The 20,689-nt window shown below is 58.6% G+C and carries 24 protein-coding genes and 2 pseudogenes; 11 read left to right on the forward strand and 15 right to left on the reverse strand.

What is annotated here, in order from left to right; all coding sequences use genetic code 11:
• Positions 1–228, forward strand: a 228-nt coding sequence (locus ACWR1S_RS28785) for a hypothetical protein (RefSeq protein ID WP_454565873.1), incomplete at its 5' end; no start/stop codon positions are given.
• A 5-nt stretch (positions 229–233) separates the two neighbouring features.
• Here ACWR1S_RS28785 and infA read toward each other — a convergent pair.
• From infA to trxB, 4 genes are all read right to left on the reverse strand, one after another.
• Complete coding sequence (gene infA, locus ACWR1S_RS28790) at positions 234–452, reverse strand: translation initiation factor IF-1 (protein ID WP_002553999.1); 219 nt, start codon at positions 450–452, stop codon at positions 234–236.
• 112 nt (positions 453–564) lie between these two features.
• A complete protein-coding gene (locus ACWR1S_RS28795) occupies positions 565–1,272 on the reverse strand; it encodes an arginyltransferase (protein WP_454565874.1) in 708 nt (235 codons plus the stop codon).
• Positions 1,273–1,329: 57 nt separating this feature from the next.
• Positions 1,330–2,010: a leucyl/phenylalanyl-tRNA--protein transferase gene (gene aat / locus ACWR1S_RS28800; protein ID WP_454565875.1), complete on the reverse strand. Its 681-nt coding sequence runs from the start codon at positions 2,008–2,010 to the stop codon at positions 1,330–1,332.
• 63 nt (positions 2,011–2,073) lie between these two features.
• Positions 2,074–3,033 carry a thioredoxin-disulfide reductase gene (trxB, locus tag ACWR1S_RS28805; RefSeq protein ID WP_454565876.1) on the reverse strand — a complete coding sequence of 320 codons (960 nt, stop codon included), beginning with the start codon at positions 3,031–3,033 and terminating at the stop codon, positions 2,074–2,076.
• A gap of 297 nt (positions 3,034–3,330) precedes the next feature.
• Here trxB and ACWR1S_RS28810 point away from each other — a divergent pair, with 297 nt between their 5' ends.
• The 6 genes from ACWR1S_RS28810 to cysG all read left to right on the forward strand — a co-directional run bounded on the left by ACWR1S_RS28810 (position 3,331) and on the right by cysG (position 10,954).
• A complete protein-coding gene (locus ACWR1S_RS28810; protein WP_454565877.1) occupies positions 3,331–5,739 on the forward strand; it encodes a DNA translocase FtsK in 2,409 nt (802 codons plus the stop codon).
• Between the two features lie 67 nt (positions 5,740–5,806).
• Positions 5,807–6,427, forward strand: coding sequence for an outer membrane lipoprotein chaperone LolA (lolA, locus tag ACWR1S_RS28815; protein ID WP_242207637.1), 621 nt, complete (start codon positions 5,807–5,809; stop codon positions 6,425–6,427).
• Between the two features lie 139 nt (positions 6,428–6,566).
• A complete protein-coding gene (locus ACWR1S_RS28820; RefSeq protein WP_007908078.1) occupies positions 6,567–7,889 on the forward strand; it encodes a replication-associated recombination protein A in 1,323 nt (440 codons plus the stop codon).
• Positions 7,889–8,263 carry a fluoride efflux transporter CrcB gene (crcB, locus tag ACWR1S_RS28825; RefSeq protein ID WP_129394504.1) on the forward strand — a complete coding sequence of 125 codons (375 nt, stop codon included), beginning with the start codon at positions 7,889–7,891 and terminating at the stop codon, positions 8,261–8,263. The genes ACWR1S_RS28820 and crcB overlap by 1 nt, the downstream gene beginning before the upstream one ends.
• 15 nt (positions 8,264–8,278) lie before the next feature.
• Positions 8,279–9,559 carry a serine--tRNA ligase gene (serS, locus tag ACWR1S_RS28830; protein ID WP_454565878.1) on the forward strand — a complete coding sequence of 427 codons (1,281 nt, stop codon included), beginning with the start codon at positions 8,279–8,281 and terminating at the stop codon, positions 9,557–9,559.
• Positions 9,560–10,954, forward strand: a complete 1,395-nt coding sequence (gene cysG / locus ACWR1S_RS28835) for a siroheme synthase CysG (protein ID WP_454565879.1) — start codon at positions 9,560–9,562, stop codon at positions 10,952–10,954. It abuts the gene before it with no gap.
• A gap of 117 nt (positions 10,955–11,071) precedes the next feature.
• Here the strand turns inward: cysG and ACWR1S_RS28840 are convergent, their stop codons facing one another.
• From ACWR1S_RS28840 to ACWR1S_RS28875, 8 genes are all read right to left on the reverse strand, one after another.
• The gene (locus ACWR1S_RS28840; protein ID WP_454565880.1) at positions 11,072–12,073 is read right to left on the reverse strand and encodes a glutathione S-transferase family protein; all 1,002 of its coding nucleotides are present in this window, start codon (positions 12,071–12,073) and stop codon (positions 11,072–11,074) included.
• 91 nt (positions 12,074–12,164) lie between these two features.
• Positions 12,165–13,166 carry a glycosyl transferase family protein gene (locus ACWR1S_RS28845; protein WP_454565881.1) on the reverse strand — a complete coding sequence of 334 codons (1,002 nt, stop codon included), beginning with the start codon at positions 13,164–13,166 and terminating at the stop codon, positions 12,165–12,167.
• A complete protein-coding gene (locus ACWR1S_RS28850) occupies positions 13,163–13,498 on the reverse strand; it encodes a TusE/DsrC/DsvC family sulfur relay protein (protein ID WP_454565882.1) in 336 nt (111 codons plus the stop codon). The genes ACWR1S_RS28845 and ACWR1S_RS28850 overlap by 4 nt, the downstream gene beginning before the upstream one ends.
• Positions 13,495–13,788: a sulfurtransferase complex subunit TusB gene (gene tusB / locus ACWR1S_RS28855; RefSeq protein WP_454565883.1), complete on the reverse strand. Its 294-nt coding sequence runs from the start codon at positions 13,786–13,788 to the stop codon at positions 13,495–13,497. The genes ACWR1S_RS28850 and tusB overlap by 4 nt, the downstream gene beginning before the upstream one ends.
• Positions 13,788–14,144 (reverse strand): sulfurtransferase complex subunit TusC, encoded by a 357-nt coding sequence (tusC, locus tag ACWR1S_RS28860; protein ID WP_454565884.1) that lies wholly within the window; start codon positions 14,142–14,144, stop codon positions 13,788–13,790. The genes tusB and tusC overlap by 1 nt, the downstream gene beginning before the upstream one ends.
• A 1-nt stretch (position 14,145) precedes the next feature.
• Complete coding sequence (gene tusD, locus ACWR1S_RS28865; RefSeq protein WP_454565885.1) at positions 14,146–14,538, reverse strand: sulfurtransferase complex subunit TusD; 393 nt, start codon at positions 14,536–14,538, stop codon at positions 14,146–14,148.
• Between the two features lie 200 nt (positions 14,539–14,738).
• Entirely contained in the window at positions 14,739–15,443 is a 705-nt protein-coding gene (locus ACWR1S_RS28870; protein WP_454565886.1) for a YoaK family protein, read from the reverse strand.
• A 25-nt stretch (positions 15,444–15,468) separates the two neighbouring features.
• A complete protein-coding gene (locus ACWR1S_RS28875; RefSeq protein ID WP_454565887.1) occupies positions 15,469–15,798 on the reverse strand; it encodes a DUF6388 family protein in 330 nt (109 codons plus the stop codon).
• Between the two features lie 133 nt (positions 15,799–15,931).
• Between ACWR1S_RS28875 and ACWR1S_RS28880 the strand changes: the two genes are divergently transcribed.
• Entirely contained in the window at positions 15,932–16,282 is a 351-nt protein-coding gene (locus tag ACWR1S_RS28880; RefSeq protein ID WP_454565888.1) for a hypothetical protein, read from the forward strand.
• A 119-nt stretch (positions 16,283–16,401) separates the two neighbouring features.
• On the opposite strand, the gene ACWR1S_RS28885 is transcribed toward ACWR1S_RS28880, so the two are convergent.
• A complete protein-coding gene (locus ACWR1S_RS28885) occupies positions 16,402–16,827 on the reverse strand; it encodes a GNAT family N-acetyltransferase (RefSeq protein WP_137219238.1) in 426 nt (141 codons plus the stop codon).
• A 148-nt stretch (positions 16,828–16,975) separates the two neighbouring features.
• Here ACWR1S_RS28885 and ACWR1S_RS28890 point away from each other — a divergent pair, with 148 nt between their 5' ends.
• The 3 genes and pseudogenes from ACWR1S_RS28890 to ACWR1S_RS28900 all read left to right on the forward strand — a co-directional run.
• Complete coding sequence (locus tag ACWR1S_RS28890) at positions 16,976–17,413, forward strand: hemerythrin domain-containing protein (protein WP_137219239.1); 438 nt, start codon at positions 16,976–16,978, stop codon at positions 17,411–17,413.
• Between the two features lie 221 nt (positions 17,414–17,634).
• Positions 17,635–18,270: a lytic polysaccharide monooxygenase auxiliary activity family 9 protein gene (locus ACWR1S_RS28895; RefSeq protein WP_454565889.1), complete on the forward strand. Its 636-nt coding sequence runs from the start codon at positions 17,635–17,637 to the stop codon at positions 18,268–18,270.
• Positions 18,271–18,313: 43 nt separating this feature from the next.
• A pseudogene (locus ACWR1S_RS28900) lies at positions 18,314–19,312 on the forward strand (chitinase); the annotation flags it as partial.
• A gap of 129 nt (positions 19,313–19,441) precedes the next feature.
• On the opposite strand, the gene ACWR1S_RS28905 reads toward ACWR1S_RS28900, so the two are convergent.
• Both ACWR1S_RS28905 and ACWR1S_RS28910 read right to left on the reverse strand, forming a co-directional pair.
• Positions 19,442–19,861 carry a DUF6896 domain-containing protein gene (locus ACWR1S_RS28905; RefSeq protein ID WP_454565890.1) on the reverse strand — a complete coding sequence of 140 codons (420 nt, stop codon included), beginning with the start codon at positions 19,859–19,861 and terminating at the stop codon, positions 19,442–19,444.
• Positions 19,858–20,689 (reverse strand): annotated as a pseudogene (locus ACWR1S_RS28910) (RHS repeat-associated core and ParB-like nuclease domain-containing protein); the annotation flags it as partial. The pseudogene ACWR1S_RS28910 and the gene ACWR1S_RS28905, both read right to left, overlap by 4 nt.

Genomic DNA, 20,689 nt, shown 5'->3' on the forward strand with positions numbered 1-20,689 from the left:
AGCGAGGGAACACTGAGCCTCAGCGAAGTGCCGTACGCCGGGGCAAAGCCTTTTGGGTTACCTTTTCGGCGTTTGGAAAAGGTGACTCGCTGTAAGAGCGAAACCGCCAGCGGCCGCACCCGAAAAAACGGATATGCCCCCAAACCCAAAACCCCAAAACCCCAAAACCCCAAAACCCCAAAACGCACATACAAAAACGCCCGGCATAAACCGGGCGTTCTGTATTGACTTGATTAACGAGCGCGGTAAGTAATGCGCCCTTTGCTCAAGTCATAGGGCGTCAGCTCGACGCGCACTTTGTCACCGGTAAGAATACGAATGTAGTTCTTGCGCATCTTGCCGGAAATATGCGCGGTTACGACGTGCCCATTTTCCAACTCCACACGAAACATGGTGTTGGGCAGGGTGTCGACGACAGTGCCTTCCATTTCGAAGCTGTCTTCTTTCGACATGCAGTAAAGCCCTCGGTATCCAATGAATGGCCCGGTGCAACTGCGCCAGGCAAAAGCGGCGTGCATTGTGCCCGAAAAATGGGGTTTACGCCAAGGGGTTTACGGCTTGGGTTTAGTTGAGGATGACCCAGCGCTGATTAATCAGCAATTCGATAGGGCGATATTGGGTCTTGTAGTTCATCTTTTTGCAGTTCTTGATCCAATATCCGAGGTACACAGCCTCAAGCCCTAGGCGCTGTGCCTCGGCGATTTGCCAGAGGATGGCAAATCGGCCAAGGCTGCGGCGCTCTTCGGCCGGTTCGTAGAAGGTGTAGACGGCGGACAAACCGTTCGGCAGCAAATCGGTCACCGCCACAGCGAGCAACCGTCCGTCGAGTCGGAACTCGTAAAAGCGCGAGAAGGGCAGATCGCGTACCAGGAAAGTCGAGAATTGATCACGGCTCGGCGGGTACATGTCGCCGTCGGCGTGGCGTTGTTCGATGTAGCGCTGGTACAGATCGAAGTATTCTTCGCTGAACTGGGGCTTGGTCGGGCGTACCTGCAAATCGGTATTGCGCTTGAAAATCCGCTTCTGCTGACGATTGGGCATGAACTGCGCCACCGGAATGCGCGCAGGCACGCACGCATTGCAATTTTGGCAATGCGGCCGGTACAGATGATCGCCACTGCGGCGAAAGCCCATTTCCGACAGGTCTGCGTAGACATGCACATCCATGGGCTGGCTCGGATCGAGAAACAGGGTCGTGGCCTGCTCCTCGGGCAGATAACTGCAAGAGTGAGGCTGAGTGGCATAGAACTTCAAACGCGCCAACTCGGTCATGATCAACCCTCGGGATAAGCTGGTGAATTAAGTGTAAGCCACGCGCGCAAAAGTCGCTCAGCAAACCCAGGTGGCACGATTGGGTTGATCCAGGTGATTTGCCAGATAGTCGGCGAATTGCTGACGAGGAATCGCCCGCGCGCCGAGGCTGTGCAGATGATCGGTCGGCATCTGGCAATCGATCAGCACGAAACCCGAGTCTTTCAGATGGCGCACCAGCGTGGCAAAGCCGAATTTCGAGGCATTGTCGGCGCGGCTGAACATTGATTCGCCGAAAAACAGTTGGCCCATCGCCAGGCCGTACAGGCCGCCGACCAGTTCACCTTGATCCCAGACCTCCACCGAATGCGCGAAACCGCGACGATGCAGCTCAACGTAGGCGTCCTGCATGGCTTCGGTGATCCAGGTGCCGTCGGCGTAATCCCGTGGTGCGGCGCAGGCGCGGATCACGGCGTCGAAGTCCTGGTCGAAGGTTACTTGGTAGCGTTCCTGGCGCAGCAATTTGCCGAGGCTGCGCGAGACATGCAGTTCGTCGGGAAACAACACCGTGCGCGGATCCGGCGACCACCAGAGAATCGGCTGACCCTCGGAAAACCACGGAAAGCAGCCATGGCGATACGCCTGAATCAGCCGATCGGCCGACAGATCGCCACCGGCGGCGAGCAATCCGTTGGGGTCGCGCATGGCCTTTTCCAGCGGCGGAAAAGTCAGGGAATTACGTTGTAACCAAGTCAGCATGGCATCCAGGCTTGCAGAAGGGGAGGGCGGTGCGGGCTGTTCAGCCCGCGATAAAGTGTGCCGTTAAATGACAGGAATGTCGTCCAGATACTTCTCGGCATCGAGCGCGGCCATGCAACCGGCCCCGGCTGACGTCACGGCCTGACGGTAAACATGGTCGGCCACGTCGCCAGCGGCAAACACCCCGGGAATCTCGGTGGAAGTGGCATCACCGTCGCTGCCACCCTTGACCTGCAAATAACCGTCGCGCATCGACAACTGGCCTTGAAACAGGTCGGTATTGGGTTTGTGGCCAATGGCGATGAACACGCCGGCCAATGGCAGTTCGCGGGTTTCGCCGGTATGGCTGTCACGCAATCGCGCGCCGGTGACGCCGCTGGCATCGCCGAGCACTTCGTCGAGGTTCTGGTTCCAGTGCAGGCGCACGTTGCCGTTGGCGGCTTTCTCGAACAGTTTGTCCTGGAGGATTTTCTCCGAGCGCAATTTGTCGCGACGGTGGATCAAGTGCACTTCTTTGGCGATGTTCGACAGGTACAGCGCTTCCTCGACGGCGGTATTGCCACCGCCGACCACGGCGACAACTTGATTGCGGTAAAAGAAGCCGTCACAGGTCGCACAGGCGGAAACACCTTTGCCGGCGAAGGCTTCTTCCGAGGGCAGGCCCAGATATTGCGCTGAGGCGCCGGTGGCAATGATCAGTGCGTCGCAGGAGTAAGTGCCGCTGTCACCAATAAGCTCGAACGGGCGCTGCTGCAACTTGGCGGTGTGGATGTGGTCGTAAACGATCTCTGTGGCAAAGCGTTCGGCGTGTTTCTGCATGCGCTCCATCAGGACCGGGCCGGTGAGGCCTTCGACGTCGCCGGGCCAGTTGTCGACTTCAACGGTGGTGGTGAGCTGGCCACCGGCCTGCAGGCCGGTGATGACCACAGGTTTGAGGTTGGCGCGGGCGGCATACACGGCAGCGCTGTAGCCGGCTGGACCGGAGCCGAGAATGATCAGGCGTGAATGCTTCGCTACGTTCATCAAATACACCTCATAAGCCTTTGTCACAAAAGGTAATGCGTGCTCAAATTGAGTCGCGGGTTTTGTGTGCTTGACTATGCTCAGTCCTGGGTTTTGAAGCATGGCATCAGACGCACAAACCCGTACAATGCCGGGCTGTTACAGAATATTCGCGGTGCGCTGTGTTTATAAAAAGCGCGACGCAGTGTTAAAAGTAGTCTCAGTTGCGCTTGTTCACTTTTTTACCTGCCTGGATTGGGCAGTTTTTTATCGTCATTCAATAGATGGACGCGCCTCGGGCGCAGGAAAAGAAGCGTTTTGAAGAAATCCACCGAAGCACCAAAAACAGTCGTTCCGCTCTGGCGCCAACAGTTGCACTACCGGCTCAAGGAAGGTGCATTGATCGCCATTGGCGCCTTGTGCCTGTTCCTGATGATGGCTTTGCTGACTTACGGCAAAGACGATCCGGGCTGGAGCCACAACAGCAAGATCGACGACGTACAGAATTTCGGCGGCCCGGCGGGCTCCTACAGCGCCGACATCCTGTTCATGGTGCTGGGTTACTTCGCCTATATCTTCCCGTTGCTGCTGGCGATCAAGGCCTACCAGATCTTCCGCCAGCGCCACGAGCCATGGCAGTGGAGCGGCTGGCTGTTTTCCTGGCGCCTGATCGGTCTGGTGTTTCTGGTGCTGTCCGGCGCCGCGCTGGCGCATCTGCACTTTCACGCGGCTTCGGGTCTGCCGGCGGGTGCTGGTGGCGCCCTGGGCGAAAGCCTCGGCAATCTGGCGAAGAACGCGCTGAACATCCAGGGCAGCACGCTGTTGTTCATCGCGCTGTTCCTGTTCGGTCTGACGGTGTTTACCGACCTGTCGTGGTTCAAGGTGATGGACATCACCGGCAAGATCACCCTCGACCTGTTCGAGCTTTTCCAGGGCGCGCTCAATCGCTGGTGGTCGGCGCGTACCGAGCGCAGGCAACTGGTCGCGCAACTGCGTGAAGTCGACGATCGTGTGCATGACGTGGTCGCGCCGACGGTGACCGACAAACGTGAACAGGCCAAAGTCAAAGAGCGCCTGATCGAACGTGAGCAAGCCCTGAGCAAGCACATGTCCGATCGCGAGAAACAAGTTCCGCCGGTCATCGCTCCGGCTCCAGCCAAAGCGCCCGAGCCAAGCAAGCGCGTGCAGAAAGAGAAGCAGGTGCCGTTGTTCGTCGACAGCGCCGTGGAAGGCACCTTGCCACCGATCTCGATTCTTGATCCTGCGGAAAAGAAACAACTCAATTACTCACCGGAATCCCTGGCGGCAGTCGGCCACTTGCTGGAGATCAAGCTCAAAGAGTTCGGTGTCGAGGTCACGGTGGATTCGATCCACCCAGGCCCGGTGATTACCCGTTACGAAATCCAGCCTGCCGCCGGGGTAAAAGTCAGCCGTATTGCCAACCTGGCGAAAGACCTTGCACGTTCGCTGGCCGTGACCAGCGTGCGGGTGGTCGAGGTGATTCCGGGCAAGACCACGGTCGGTATCGAGATTCCCAACGAAGACCGGCAGATCGTGCGTTTCTCCGAAGTGCTGTCGACGCCCGAGTACGACAACTTCAAATCGCCGGTCACCCTGGCACTCGGTCACGACATCGGCGGTAAGCCGGTGATCACCGATCTGGCGAAGATGCCGCACTTGCTGGTGGCCGGTACCACCGGTTCCGGTAAATCGGTGGGCGTGAACGCGATGATTCTGTCGATCCTGTTCAAATCCGGCCCGGAAGACGCCAAGCTGATCATGATCGACCCGAAAATGCTGGAACTGTCGATCTACGAAGGTATTCCGCATTTGCTCTGCCCGGTTGTGACCGACATGAAGGACGCTGCCAACGCCCTGCGCTGGAGCGTTGCCGAGATGGAGCGCCGCTACAAGCTGATGGCGAAAATGGGCGTGCGAAATCTGTCTGGCTTCAACGCCAAGGTCAAGGAAGCCCAGGACGCCGGCGAGCCGTTGAGCGATCCGCTGTACAAGCGCGAGAGCATCCACGACGAAGCGCCGTTGCTGCAGAAGCTGCCAACGATCGTCGTGGTGGTCGACGAATTCGCCGACATGATGATGATCGTCGGCAAGAAGGTTGAAGAACTGATCGCCCGTATTGCCCAGAAGGCGCGTGCGGCGGGTATTCACTTGATCCTTGCGACCCAGCGGCCGTCGGTGGACGTGATCACCGGTCTGATCAAGGCCAACATTCCAACGCGTATGGCGTTCCAGGTGTCGAGCAAGATCGACTCCCGTACCATCATCGATCAGGGCGGCGCCGAACAACTGCTCGGCCACGGTGACATGCTCTACATGCCGCCGGGCACCAGCCTGCCGATCCGGGTTCACGGTGCGTTCGTATCCGACGATGAAGTTCACCGTGTGGTTGAGGCGTGGAAACTGCGCGGCGCACCGGAATACAACGATGACATCCTCAACGGTGTCGAAGAAGCCGGCAGCGGTTTTGAAGGCAGCAGCGGTGGCGGTGACGGCGATGATCCGGAAGCCGACGCGCTGTATGACGAAGCTGTACAGTTTGTGCTGGAAAGCCGTCGTGCCTCGATTTCCGCGGTACAACGCAAGCTGAAAATCGGCTACAACCGCGCCGCACGGATGATCGAAGCCATGGAAATGGCCGGCGTCGTCACTTCGATGAACACCAACGGTTCCCGTGAAGTCCTGGCCCCGGGCCCGGTACGCGACTGATTGCAAACGCAAGAGGCGGGACAATGATGTGCCGCCGCTCTCCCAACGAGTATTCAAGAGGACTCCCATGCGTCTTATCCGCATGCTGCTGCCAGTACTGGCGCTGACCACTCTCACGGCCCACGCCGATGACAAGGACGTGGCGCGTCTGACCCAATTGCTGGAAACATCCAAGACCCTGAGTGCGAACTTCTCGCAGCTGACCCTCGACGGCAGCGGCACGCAGTTGCAGGAAACCACCGGCGACATGACCCTGCAGCGCCCGGGGCTGTTCTACTGGCACACCAACGCGCCGGCCGAACAGACCATGGTTTCCGACGGCAAAAAAGTCACTCTGTGGGACCCGGATCTGGAACAGGCGACCATCAAGAAGCTCGACGAGCGTCTGACCCAGACTCCGGCGCTGCTGTTGTCCGGTGACGTGTCGAAGATCAGCCAGAGTTTTGATATCAGCGCGAAAGAGGCGGGCGGTGTGATCGACTTCACCCTCAAGCCGAAAACCAAGGACACCCTGTTCGACAACCTGCGTTTGTCGTTCCGCAACGGTCTGCTTAACGATATGCAACTGATCGACAGCGTCGGCCAGCGCACCAATATCCTGTTTACCGGGGTCAAGGCCAACGAGCCGGTATCGCCGTCCAAGTTCAAGTTCGACATCCCCAAGGGTGCCGACGTGATCCAGGAATAAACACAAAACCTTGTAGGAGTGAGCCTGCTCGCGATTCGATTTGTCAGTCACATCTTCATCGTCTGACCCACCGCTATCGCGAGCAGGCTCACTCCTACAGGGTCAATGATCGGCAAAATAGAGGTTTCAACGCTACGTGATGGATCTGTTTCGCAGTGCACCGATTGCCCAGCCACTGGCCGCGCGTTTGCGTGCGACCAATCTGGATGAGTACGTCGGTCAGGAGCACGTGCTCGCTCGCGGCAAGCCTCTGCGTGAGGCGCTGGAGCAGGGTGCCCTGCATTCGATGATCTTCTGGGGCCCGCCGGGCGTGGGCAAAACCACCCTCGCACGGTTACTCGCGGAAGTCTCGGATGCACACTTCGAAACAGTCTCGGCGGTGCTCGCCGGGGTCAAGGAGATCCGTCAGGCCGTTGAAATCGCCAAGCAGCAGGCCGGCCAGTACGGCAAGCGCACGATTTTGTTTGTCGATGAAGTGCACCGCTTCAATAAATCCCAGCAGGACGCGTTCCTGCCGTACGTTGAAGACGGCACGCTGATCTTCATCGGCGCCACCACCGAAAACCCTTCGTTCGAACTCAACAACGCTCTGTTGTCGCGCGCCCGCGTCTACGTGCTGAAAAGCCTCGACGAAGCGGCGCTGCGCAAACTGGTGCACCGCGCACTTACCGAAGAGCGCGGGCTGGGCAAGCGCAATCTGACCCTCAGCGATGAAGGTTTCCAGATGCTGCTGTCCGCCGCCGATGGCGATGGCCGGCGTCTGCTTAATCTGCTGGAAAACGCCTCCGATCTGGCCGACGACAACAGCGAGATGGGCATTGATCTGCTGCAGAGTCTGCTCGGCGATACCCGTCGGCGCTTCGACAAGGGCGGCGAAGCGTTCTACGACCAGATTTCGGCGCTGCACAAATCCGTACGCGGTTCCAACCCCGACGGCGCGCTGTACTGGTTCGCGCGAATGATCGACGGCGGTTGCGATCCGCTGTATCTGGCCCGGCGCGTGGTGCGCATGGCCAGCGAAGACATTGGCAATGCCGACCCTCGCGCGCTGAGCCTGTGCCTCGCGGCGTGGGAAGTGCAGGAGCGTCTCGGCAGCCCGGAAGGCGAGTTGGCCGTGGCGCAGGCCATCACCTATCTGGCCTGCGCGCCGAAAAGTAACGCCGTGTACATGGGTTTCAAAACCGCCTTGCGCGCCGCTGCCGAAAACGGCTCGCTGGAAGTACCGCTGCACTTGCGCAACGCACCGACCAAACTGATGAAACAATTGGGTTACGGTGACGAATACCGCTACGCCCACGATGAGCCGGACGCTTACGCCGCCGGCGAAGACTATTTCCCGGAAGAACTTGAGCCGATCCCGTTCTACCAACCGGTGCCGCGCGGCCTGGAATTGAAGATCGGCGAGAAGCTCAACCACCTCGCTCAACTCGATCGTTTAAGCCCTCGGCAGCGGAGAAAATAGTGCTTCCATTGATTGTTGCGGTCTCCGTCGGCGGTGTCGCCGGCACTTTGTTGCGCTTTGCTACGGGCAATTGGATCAACGCCAATTGGCCGCGGCACTTCTATACCGCGACGCTGGCCGTTAATATCGTGGGCTGTCTGTTGATTGGCGTGTTGTACGGCCTGTTTTTGATACGCCCGGAAGTGCCGATCGAGGTGCGTGCCGGGTTGATGGTCGGCTTCCTCGGGGGGCTGACGACTTTTTCATCCTTTTCACTGGATACGGTGCGCCTGCTGGAAAGCGGGCAAGTGCCGCTAGCCCTGGGCTATGCGGCACTCAGCGTATTCGGCGGGCTGCTCGCGACGTGGGCTGGCCTGTCTTTGACCAAACTTTGATAACGAGAAACCGACATGCTCGATTCCAAACTGTTACGTAGCAACCTTCAGGACGTAGCGGACCGCCTGGCTTCCCGTGGCTTTGCCCTGGATACCGCGCGCATCGAAGCGCTGGAAGAACAGCGCAAGACCGTCCAGACCCGCACCGAAGCACTGCAGGCTGAGCGTAACGCGCGTTCCAAATCCATCGGTCAGGCCAAGCAGCGCGGCGAAGACATCGCGCCGTTGATGGCCGACGTCGAGCGCATGGCGGGCGAACTGAGTGCCGGTAAAGTCGAGCTGGACGCGATCCAGACCGAACTGGACTCGATCCTGCTCGGTATCCCCAACCTGCCGCACGAATCCGTGCCGGTCGGCAAAGACGAAGACGACAACGTTGAAGTGCGCCGCTGGGGCACGCCGACTGCATTCGATTTCGAAGTAAAAGACCACGTTGCCCTGGGCGAGAAGTTCGGCTGGCTGGATTTCGAAACCGCCGCCAAACTGTCCGGCGCCCGTTTCGCCCTGCTGCGCGGCCCGATCGCCCGTCTGCACCGCGCGCTGGCGCAGTTCATGATCAACCTGCACGTCAACGAGCACGGCTACGAAGAGGCGTACACGCCTTATCTGGTTCAGGCCCCGGCGCTGCAAGGCACCGGTCAACTGCCGAAGTTCGAAGAAGACCTGTTCAAGATCGCCCGTGAAGGCGAAGCCGATCTGTACCTGATCCCGACCGCTGAAGTGTCGCTGACCAACATCGTTGCCGGCGAAATCGTTGACTCGAAACTGCTGCCGATCAAGTTCGTCGCCCACACCCCGTGCTTCCGCAGTGAAGCCGGCGCGTCGGGTCGCGACACGCGCGGCATGATCCGTCAGCACCAGTTCGACAAAGTTGAAATGGTCCAGATCGTGGAGCCGTCGACGTCGATGGATGCGCTGGAAGGCCTGACCGCCAACGCTGAAAAAGTCCTGCAACTGCTCGGTTTGCCTTACCGCACCCTGGCGCTGTGCACCGGCGACATGGGCTTCAGCGCGGTCAAGACTTACGATCTGGAAGTGTGGATCCCGAGCCAGGACAAGTACCGCGAAATCTCCTCGTGCTCGAACTGCGGCGACTTCCAGGCCCGCCGCATGCAGGCGCGTTTCCGTAACCCGGAAACCGGCAAGCCTGAGCTGGTACACACCTTGAACGGCTCCGGTCTGGCTGTCGGCCGTACCCTGGTTGCCGTGCTGGAAAACTACCAGCAGGCCGACGGTTCGATCCGTGTGCCGGACGTGTTGAAGCCGTACATGGGTGGCCTTGAGGTCATCGGCTAAATGAAATATCTGCCGCTGTTTCACAACCTGCGCGGCAGTCGTGTGTTGGTCGTCGGTGGGGGGGAAATTGCCTTGCGCAAATCCCGCCTGCTGGCCGATGCCGGTGCGCTGCTGCGGGTGGTCGCACCTGAAATCGAAACGCAACTGCGTGAACTGGTTACAGCCTCCGGTGGCGAATGCCTGTTGCGCGGTTACGTCGAGGCGGATCTGGACGGTTGCGGGCTGATCATCGCCGCCACCGACGATGAGACGCTGAACGCACAAGTCTCCACCGATGCGCACAAGCGCTGCGTGCCGGTCAACGTGGTCGACGCGCCTGCCTTGTGCAGCGTGATCTTCCCGGCGATCGTCGATCGCTCACCGCTGATCATCGCTGTGTCCAGCGGCGGCGACGCGCCGGTGCTGGCGCGTTTGATCCGCGCCAAGATCGAAACCTGGATTCCCTCGACTTACGGTCAGTTGGCCGGACTCGCCGCGCGTTTCCGCAATCAGGTGAAAAGCCTGTTTCCGGATGTGCAGCAGCGTCGTGGCTTCTGGGAAGACGTGTTTCAGGGGCCGATTGCTGATCGCCAACTGGCCGGGCAGGGCGCTGAAGCCGAGCGTCTGCTGCAAGCCAAGATCGAAGGCGAAGCCATGGTCACCACCGGTGAAGTGTATTTGGTCGGGGCAGGGCCGGGCGATCCGGATTTGCTGACCTTCAAGGCGTTGCGTCTGATGCAGCAAGCCGATGTGGTGTTGTACGACCGCTTGGTCGCGCCAGCCATTCTTGAGCTGTGCCGTCGTGATGCCGAGCGGGTTTATGTCGGCAAACGTCGTTCTGATCACGCCGTGCCGCAGGATCAGATCAACCAGCAATTGGTCGATCTGGCCAAGGCTGGTAAACGTGTGGTGCGGTTGAAGGGCGGTGATCCGTTTATCTTCGGCCGAGGCGGCGAAGAGATCGAAGAACTGGCCGCTCATGGCATTCCGTTCCAGGTGGTGCCGGGTATTACGGCAGCCAGTGGTTGCGCGGCATATGCCGGGATTCCGCTGACGCATCGTGATTACGCGCAGTCGGTGCGCTTTGTCACCGGGCATTTGAAGGACGGTTCCACCGATCTGCCATGGGCCGACCTTGTCGCGCCCGCGCAGACGCTGGTGTTCTACATGGGCCTGGTGGGGTTGCCGGTCATTTGCGAACAACTGATCAAGCATGGTCGTTCGGCGGATACTCCGGCGGCGTTGATTCAGCAGGGCACCACGGTCAATCAGCGGGTCTTTACCGGCACGTTGGCTGATTTGCCGCGATTGGTGGCGGAGCATGAAGTGCATGCGCCGACATTGGTGATCGTTGGTGAAGTGGTGCAACTGCGCGAGAAACTGGCGTGGTTCGAAGGCGCTCAGGCGCAGGTCTAAAAGACCGAGTCGCCTCATTCGCGAGCAGGCTCGCTCCCACATTGGATCTGTGTCGTACACAAATCCCCTGTGGGAGCGAGCCTGCTCGCGAAGAGGTCTTCAAAAACAATATAAATCTCAGCCTCTGCGCCAAACCCCTTTGCCGCTCAACCGCGCCCGATCATGGGCCACTGTGAAATCCTGCGCCGGCCCCTTCGGCACAACCCCTGTCGGGTTGATCGTCTTGTGGCTGCCGTAGTAGTGATTCTTGATGTGCTGGAAATCCACCGTCTCGGCAATCCCCGGCAGCTGATACACCTCACGCAACCAGTTCGCCAGATTCGGGTAATCGGCAATCCGCCGCAGATTGCACTTGAAATGCCCGTGGTACACCGCGTCAAAACGAATCATCGTGGTGAACAGACGCACGTCCGCTTCAGTCAGGTATTCCCCGGTCAGATAACGGTTGGCGCCTAAAACGCGCTCCAGATGATCCAGTTCGGCAAACACCTCATCGAACGCTTCTTCATAAGCCTGTTGCGACGTCGCGAAGCCTGCGCGGTACACGCCGTTGTTCACGGCCGGGTAGATTCGCTCGTTCAGCGCATCAATCTCGCCGCGTAATGGTGCCGGGTAGAAATCCAGATCATTGCCGGTCAGATCATCAAACGCGCTGTTGAACATGCGGATGATTTCCGCTGATTCATTGCTGACGATGCGCTTGAGCTTCTTGTCCCACAGCACCGGCACGGTGACGCGGCCAGTGTAATCGGCCGTGTCGGCGGTATAGCGCTGATGCATGAATTCAAAGCCATCAAGCTTGTCGCCCGTCGAGCCAAGTGCTTTGTCGAAGGTCCAGCCGTTTTCCAGCATCAGCCAACTGACCACCGAAACGTCGATCAGATTTTCCAGGCCTTTGAGCTTGCGCAGGATCAGCGTGCGATGCGCCCACGGACAGGCGAGGGAAACGTAGAGGTGATAGCGCCCGGCTTCAGCGGCAAAACCGCCTTCGCCGCTGGGACCGGGTTCGCCGTTAGCGGTCACCCAGTTGCGGCGCTTGGCCTGTTCGCGCTGGAACGCGCCGTCCTTGCTGCTTTCGTACCACTTGTCCTGCCAGCGGCCATCAACGAGTAAACCCATGATCAAGACTCCGTAAACCCATAATCGTTGGAGTCGAGTTTATTCCGATGAGTTCGAACAAAAAGCGCAAAGATCGGGCGTGAATGATCGGTTAAATCGATTTGTTCCGCGCGGCCCAGTACTGCTCGGCAGTTGCGAAGGCTTGCTCACGGTTTTGACCGAGGCCGCGCAAGGCCAGGGCCATGGTCGCAATCAGGGCCATTTGCGGGTAACTGTCGACTACCTCGCCACGCCAGACGGCTTTCAGATGTTCAACGTCCAGGGTCGCCGGTTTGACGTGGCGCTGCGCCGACAATTGTGGCCATTCCTCGTCCCAGCTCTCGCCGCCGGTGGTGCCGTAGAGGTGGCTGTCGGCATCCGGGTTGATCTCGATTTCGCCACCGTCGCCCTTGACCACAATCGCCGTATCGCCGAGCAGGCCGCTGGCATCGCGATGCACTGCCTGATAGCCAGGATGGAAGATGCTTTGCAGGCCGCAACGCGCACCCAGCGGATTGAGAATCCGCGTCAGCGAATGAATCGGTGAGCGTAGGCCCAAGGTGTTGCGCAGGTCGATCATCTTCTGCAACTGCGGCGCCCAGTCCACCAGCGGCATGAAGGCCAGGCCGCCGTTGTCCAGCGCCGCGCCGACCTGCTGCCAGGTGCGGCACAACGGGATGTTCAATTCGCCGAGCAATTGCTCGCTGTACAGACGCCCGGCGGTGTGCGCGCCGCCGCCGTGCATGAAGATACGCGCGCCGTTCTGCGCCAGACACTTGGCCGCCAGCAGATACCACGGCAGATGGCGCTTCTTGCCAGCGTAAGTCGGCCAGTCCAGATCGACGTTCAGCGCCGGCGCCTGCAGGCGCTCGCGCAGGGCTTCGGTGAAGCCGGCCATTTCCTCGGCGCTTTCTTCCTTGTGCCGCAGCAACATCAGGAACGCGCCGAGCTGGGTGTCTTCAACCTTGTCGTCAAGGACCATGCCCATGGCTTCCCGGGCTTCCTCGCGCGTCAGGTCGCGGGCACCGCGTTTGCCCTTGCCAAGGATGCGCACGAACTGGGCGAACGGGTGCTCGGCAGGTGTTTCGAGGGTCAGTTCTGGAAAGTCGGTCATAAGCAATTCGTCGGTTTGGGCAGGCCCGCCAGTTTCGCGGCGAGTTTGGCGGGGGTGCCTTTGAACAGTCGGTTCAGGTGCAGGCTGTTGCCTTTGTCCGGGCCGAGTTTCAGCGCGGTGTACTTGATCAGCGGCCGCGTAGCCGGGGACAGCTGGAATTCTTCGTAGAAGCTGCGCAGCAGTTCGAGGATTTCCCAGTGCTCCGGCGTCAACTCGATCTCTTCGGCGGCGGCGAGGGCGCTGGCAACGTCGGCGGACCAGTCACTCAGGTCGACGAGAAAACCGTCCTTGTCCAGTTCGATGGCGCGGGTGCCGACGGTCATGGAAGTCATAGCCAGCTATTGACCTTGTCGTGATGGATCGACAGCTCGACGAAGGCCGGGTAATCGATGGCTTCGGCCCAGTCCGGGACCTGCACGGCGCGCGCTTGCGCGTCTTCGTTGAGGATGAACAATTTGATCTGGCGGCTTTGCAGCGCAGTGAACGGTGCGGTGCCGGGCTGCAACGCATAGACCGCATCGCCGGACAGCAGCATGGCATCAGCGCTGCCGATCAGGCGCAAGCAACTGGTCAGGCGATCGTCGCCAAACGGGGAATGAGACAACACATGCAAAGTCGACATCAGAGGGTGATCACCTGGTCGTAACGGTCAATAAGGGCGGTGATTTGCTCGGTAGCGAGCGGCTGTGCTTCGTCTAGCGAGAAGTTGCCGAGGCCACGAGTGCTGGCGCTCTCGGCGCAGTAGAACAACTCTTCAACGCCAAACATCGGCAGCGCTTGCAGGTTGGCGCTGAGGTCTTTCTGTTGCAGGGCCTTGGCGTTCTGTCCGGCGGCCAGTTGCAGCACGCCATCATCGAGAAACAGCAAACCGATCGGCAGATCGAAGGCGCCACCGGCCAGCACGATGTCCAGCGCTTCGCGAGCGCCGGGGCCAGACCACGGCGATTGGCGGCTGATGAGCAGCAGGGATTTGGCCATCTCACGCACCTCCGAAGCAGATCAAACGGTCAGCGTCTTGCACCGCGTCATGCAACTGACCGAGGCCGGACAATTCCCACGGCGCGCTGACCGAAATCGCTTCACGCTGGTAGCGCGTGGCTTCTTCAGCGTTCAGCACACCACGGCGCAGGGCGGCGGCGATGCACACCACGCCGTCCAGCTTTTGCTCGGTGATGAAGGCGCGCCATTGTTTGGGCAGGTCGAGTTCGTCCTGCGGGGTAACCACTGCATCCGCAGCGTTATAAACGCCGTCCTGATAGAAAAACAGTCGGACAATTTCATGCCCACCGGCCAGGGCGGCCTGCGCAAACAGCAGGGCGCGGCGCGAGGAGGGCGCATGGGCGGCGGAAAACAGCGCAATGGCGAACTTCATGACGGACTCGATCAGCAAAACTGCGGCCATGATAAAGCATTGCAGACCGCAAAGGATCGCAGCGCTTACAGGGAAGCACGATCTCTGTAGGAACTACGGCACGCTGCGATCTGTTGATCTTGATCTTTAAAAGCAAGATCAAAAGATCGCAGCCTCGTTTCACTCGACAGCTCCTACAGGAAATCCGGTGCGGTCGTTGATTAGCGAGGCATGTAGCCCAGTTGCCAGCGTCGTGGAATTCTCAGGGAGAGCAGCCCGATCATCGCGGCCAGCACACCGCTGACAAACATCGCCTTCAGTCCCAAATGATGTTCCAGCACCGCCCCCAGAATCGCGCCGATAAACATTCCGCTCCAAGGCACCAGTTGCACCCGCCAGCCACTGCGCCTTTCGCCAAGCATCCAGCGGCCCAATCCACGGCCGAACCGCGACAACGCGCCAGTCACGTAAGTCAGCCCGACCGGCAAGCCATTTACCTCTTCGACCGCCGCGTTGAGCATGCCCATCGCAATGATTGCCGCCATCAGCGCCGGCAGTTGTGTGTCGAATGGCCAGACCGCCGCCGCGCACAGCAGGGTGGCGATACACAGCAGCAGCGGTAGCGCTCGTCGTCCACCGAAACGTGCGACGACAACCCCCAAGGCATTCCCGACAATAAACGTTGCGACGAGGATCAACAGGCGCACAGTCAGACCGACATCGCCATCGCTGATCGCCACGGCGAGTCGGGTGGTGTTGCCGCTCATGAACGAGACGAAATCGCCGCTGGCCATAAAGCCAATGGCGTCGGTCATTCCGGCCAGCACCGAGAGGCTGGCCACCAACGCCAGACCCACTCGTCCGCGCCACTTTTGCGTGTGCAGATGGCCGGGGCTGGCGCGGTGACTCGAGGCGGATGGCAGCATGAGTAGCGGTGTCCTTTCGCGGCGGTTATGGTTCTATGCCATACAGATCGCAATATTCCAGCCAATCCATCCCGGCCATCTCCGCGACTTCACGATGCACTTCCAGGCGCTGCGCCTGATACTCCTCAGGCGAATCAGCGGTTAGTTGCAAGGTCAACTCCCAGGCGAACAGGCCGAGACTTTCCGCTTCGGCCTCAAACGCTTCATGCAGTCGCTCTTCACGATACTGCGCCTGCGTTTCGCCTTTGGCCTGGGCCAGTAACGGGTTGAGGTGGTCGAGGTTTTCGCGCAGTTCGGGACGCGCGTCGAGAAATATTTTCAGGGCATGTTCATGTCGCTGGTCGGTAGGCGCCATGGGGTTTCCTTGTGAGGCTGATGAGCTTAGGTTGCCGCAGCGGCCTGCGCGTGTCGCGCTATAAATGCAGTAAAGCAGAACGATTTCTGCTGCTGCGGTGATACAGTCCGCTTTTTTCTGATGAGCGAATGCAATGCGAATTCTGATGGTAGCGCTGGCGGCGACGCTGCTGGCCGGTTGCGCAGGCTCGGTGATGGACGATGCTCGCACCAAAGCCCCCTATAAAGTACTGACTTCGGAAAAAGCCGAGAAAGTCGTCGCCCAGTGTGTGCAGTTCGGCTGGCAGGACGAAGCGGTGTTCGGCGTGGACGCTGCAGCGTATCTGGAGCCGCGCAAGCCAGGCGGTACGACGGTGTATACCCGTTCGGCGGAGTCGTTTGTCGATGTGATCACTGAAGCTTCCGGCACGACGCTGAATTACTACGCGCAGAAGGACGACTTTGTCGCCAAGCGCCGGTTGGCGGCGTTGGCGACCTGCCTGTAGGGCCAATGGTCGCGGTGAGGTTCAAGCCGCCTTCGCGAGCAAGCTCGCTCCCACATCGATTCTTTGTCGGTCATTAATCCAGTGTGGGAGCGAGCCTGCTCGCGAAGGGGTCGGTACATTCAACCTACAAGTCGCTTCTGGAAAAAATGTCGTTTGTGCCCCGGCGGATAATCGACGATTTCCCCGAACTGGCTATAGCCCAGCTTCTTGTAGAACTCCGGCGCCTGAAAGTCGAACGTGTCGAGCCATGCGCCGATGCAGCCTTTCTCCCGCGCGAGCTCTTCGGCCATGTGCATCAGCTTCGAGCCAATTCCCTGGCCCCGGCCTGCTTCAGGCACTGACAGCAAATCGATGAACAACCACTGACAGACCAGTCGGCCATAAAGTCCGCCCAGAATCTTGTCGTGATCATCGCGCACCAGCAGGGTGAGCGGCTCTGATACCGCGATCCCGGCCTTGGCCACGTTATAGGCATGCAGGGGCGCCAAAATGGCTTGGCGTTCTTCTTCTGTGGAATGTTGCGACAGCTCGATGCGCAAATTCATGCGTGACTTCCTTGTAGTTTGAACCCGCAGCCTATCCTGCCCGGCACCTGTCTTCCAAGCCCTGCCTCAACCCGGTGGAACTGCCGCTCTTGCGTCGGGGTCTAGCCTTTACAGCGTCACTCCAGCACGCGGTTGATGAGGATCCCCCATGAATATTTTCGAAGCCCTTCGCGAAAGCCATGACCGCCAGCGTACTTACGCCAAAAGCCTGATCGAAACCAGCGGTGACACCCCGGAGCGGGTTGAGGCTTATAAGTTGTTGAAAGCCGAATTGCAGGCCCACGAAACGGCCGAAGAGCGTCATTTCTACATTCCGTTGATGGAATACGACAACGGTGTCGATCTCAGCCGCCACGCCATTTCCGAACACCATGAAATGGACGAGATGATGGAAGAACTCGACGAGACCGAGATGTCCAGCCCGGCCTGGCTGGCCACCGCTAAAAAGCTCTCTGACAAAGTTCACCATCACCTGAAGGAAGAAGAACAGAAGTTCTTCCAGATGGCTGGCAAATTGCTCAGCGAAAAACAGAAAGAACAACTCGCCGGGCAGTACGAAAAGGAGTTCAACGCACAGCTGCCGTGAGTACTGAATGGCAGTGTTTGCAGCATTGGCGTGTAATCTTTTGGCGTCATCTCAGGTGGGCGTTGTCGCAAAAGACTGTATATCCATCCAGTATTTGCGGTGTTTTTACAGTTCTAGGCTGCTGACTGCGACAAAACCGCCGATGGACAAAAAATCCGTCTCCGTTAGCTTGAAGGCCTCTCCTCGGAAAGGAGAGTTCTTAAATCAACGGAGTGAAAAACATGAATCAACCACAAGCACAAACCCAACTGCGACACGGTCGTGTGATTTCCCCTGCAAGCCGCGGTGCGGTAGCGATCGAGCAAGGATTGCTCGGTGCCTGGCAGGTCAACGAAATGGAAGGCGGGAAGAATTTCCCGGCGCTGGCGGCGGGGCCATTTCCGGCGCCTTACCAGAGTGATTCGGACAGCGTCACGCCACCGGCCGACGGCTACATTCTTAGCGGTGGCAAGAGCGATGCCCGCGATTGCGTGAACTTCACCAATGACGAAATGAGCAAAAAACTCGCTCGTCCGTTCACCTGGCCGCTGCTCAATGTCACCCCGGGGCAGACCCTCGAAATCAAATGGGAATACACCGCGCCGCACACCACTCGCGGCTACCGCTGGCTGATCACCAAGGATGGCTGGGACCCGAAACAGCGTATTACCCGTGCGCAACTGGAAGCCCAACCGTTCTTCGAGGACTTCTACACTCAGGTGCCTTATTACAGCTACCCGAATGAGTTGAAGGCCAAGGTCAATCACGCGGTGAAACTGCCGACCAACAAGTCGGGCCATCATGTGATCGTACTGATGTGGATCGTCGCCAATACCGGCAACGCCTTCTATCAGGCTTTCGACGTCGACTTCAAATAACGGCGCTGCGTCGCCAAACCCACACGTTCTGAAGGATTAGAACATGTCAAAAATCGATTTCTCTTTAGTGCAAAACGCGGCGAGCGATGCCGCCTCGCTGATGCCGAGCATTGCCGGTAAAAAGATCCTCATGGGCTTCTGGCACAACTGGCCGGCGGGGCCGAGCGATGGTTATCGCCAGGGTCGCTTTGCCAGCCTCTCGCTGGAGGAGGTGCCCAAGGAATACAACGTCGTCGCGGTCGCTTTTATGAAGGGCAGCGGGATTCCGACCTTCAAGCCGTTCAACGTGTCCGATGCCGAGTTTCGCCGCCAGGTCGGTGTGCTCAACAGCCAGGGTCGGGCCGTGCTGATTTCACTCGGTGGCGCCGACGCGCACATCGAGTTGCGCAGCGGTCAGGAACAACCGCTGGCCAATGAAATCATCCGTCTGGTGGAAACCTACGGCTTCGACGGACTGGACATCGATCTTGAACAGAGCGCGATTGATTTCGCTGCCAACAAGACGGTTCTGCCAGCGGCATTGAAACTGGTCAAGGATCACTACGCAGGCCAGGGCAAGCACTTCATCATCAGCATGGCCCCGGAGTTTCCATACCTGACCAGCACCGGCAAATACGTGAGCTACCTGCAGGCACTGGACGGCTACTACGACTTTGTCGCCCCACAGTTCTACAACCAGGGCGGTGACGGTGTCTGGGTGCCGGAAGCCAACAACGGCGCAGGTGCGTGGATTGCGCAGAACAACGATGCGCTGAAGGAGGATTTCCTCTACTACCTGACCGAAAGCCTGGTGACCGGTACTCGCGGCTTCACGCGGATCCCGGCAGACAAGTTCGTCATCGGCCTGCCGGCCAACAACGATGCGGCGGCCACCGGTTATGTGATCGACAAAACCGTGGTCGGGAATGTCCTCAAGCGTCTGGCGATCAAGGGGATACCGATCAAAGGCCTGATGACCTGGTCGGTGAATTGGGACAACGGCACCAGCAAGGATGGCGTGCCGTACAACTGGGAATTCAGCCGGCGTTATGGGCCGTTGATTCAGGGCGTTCGTCCCGTTGGGCAGGATGTCGATGACATGCAATCGCTCATCGCTCGTTAGTTGCAAATAAAGAAGCCCGGTAGCGCTGCCGGGCTTCTTTAGTGGTTTGGAATGCGTGTGGGTATGTTTTTATTCGGTTTTAACCAGGACATAAAGATTGTCCTTGTTCGACATTTTTTCGATTCTGTTTAACGAGATAAACTCTTTGAATTCTTTTTCGAGTGTTTTCTTGTCGCAGTATTTTTCATATATAAGCGGCCTGTCCGAAGCGTAAATGTAAAGGCGCCATACGTCAAAGCCGTCGATTCTGCTGTTCGAGCCGTAATCGAAGTCCACTGATTCTGATGGGAAATGAATGGCGCACCCTACGCCGTGCAGCTCATATTGAATTTCATCAGTTATTTCACCGCAGCGTTCGATTTGCTTGCTCCGCCAGAGTCTTAAAATATTCCGAGTGCCAAATTTTTTTTGTAGTAATTCTGTTCCACTTTCAACTTTTGAAAGGAAGTCAGTTATTAGGTCCTCAAGATTTTTATCGGCTGTTTTCATCTTCTTCTGTGATGCTCCAATCGGTCGTGTCCGACATTGTCAGCTGATTCAATGACTTCTTCGATCGTATTAAGTTGTCCTTTGTGCTCTCTGATGTTCGTGATCAAATTTATAGTTATTGGCGTTGCTGTTTGTTTTGCAGCTGCTGCACGGTGATGTCCATCTAGAATATAGAAGGTGCCCTGATGTTCTGCTACGTCTATGGGATAGCTGATATCGTAGCCATCTGCTCGCATCTGATCTCTTATTTTTTCGACGCGTTTAGTTGAATTTTTTCCCATAATTGCATGCGTTCGCTTCACTGAATGTGGGTCAACGCCATGAATCAAGTCCGGTAATTGTGGATCACCCTCATCACCCTTAGCCCCACCAACCCCACCCGGCACCTCACACCCAGGCTTATTCGGCGGCGGGCAGTTGGAGTTCAACCCCAACGGATCCACCCCGTCGGATTCGGCACGTACTGGTACTGATTCAAACCACCGGCCAACTTGATCGGATCCGGCGTCAAATACCGTCCCAACCTCGGGTCGTAGTACCGATGTCGGTTGTAATGCAGGCCGCTTTCGCCGTCGAAGTACTGTCCCTGAAAGCGCAGCGGCTGGTTCAGGTAGTCGTCGCCGGCCAGGGTCAGTGCGGCGACTTTGCCGTAGGCGTCGTATTGCGCTGACCAGACGATGTCGCCGCTGTAGTCGGTGAGTTCTTGCGGGGTGCCGAGGTGGTCGAGTTGGTAGTAGAACGGGCAGGCCTTTTTCGGGCCTTTGCCGTCGAGCAGCGCGAGCGGGCGGAAGGTGCCGGGTTCGTAGACGTAGCTGCGGTATTCGCTTT

The organism is Pseudomonas sp. AIG, assembly GCF_977020205.1.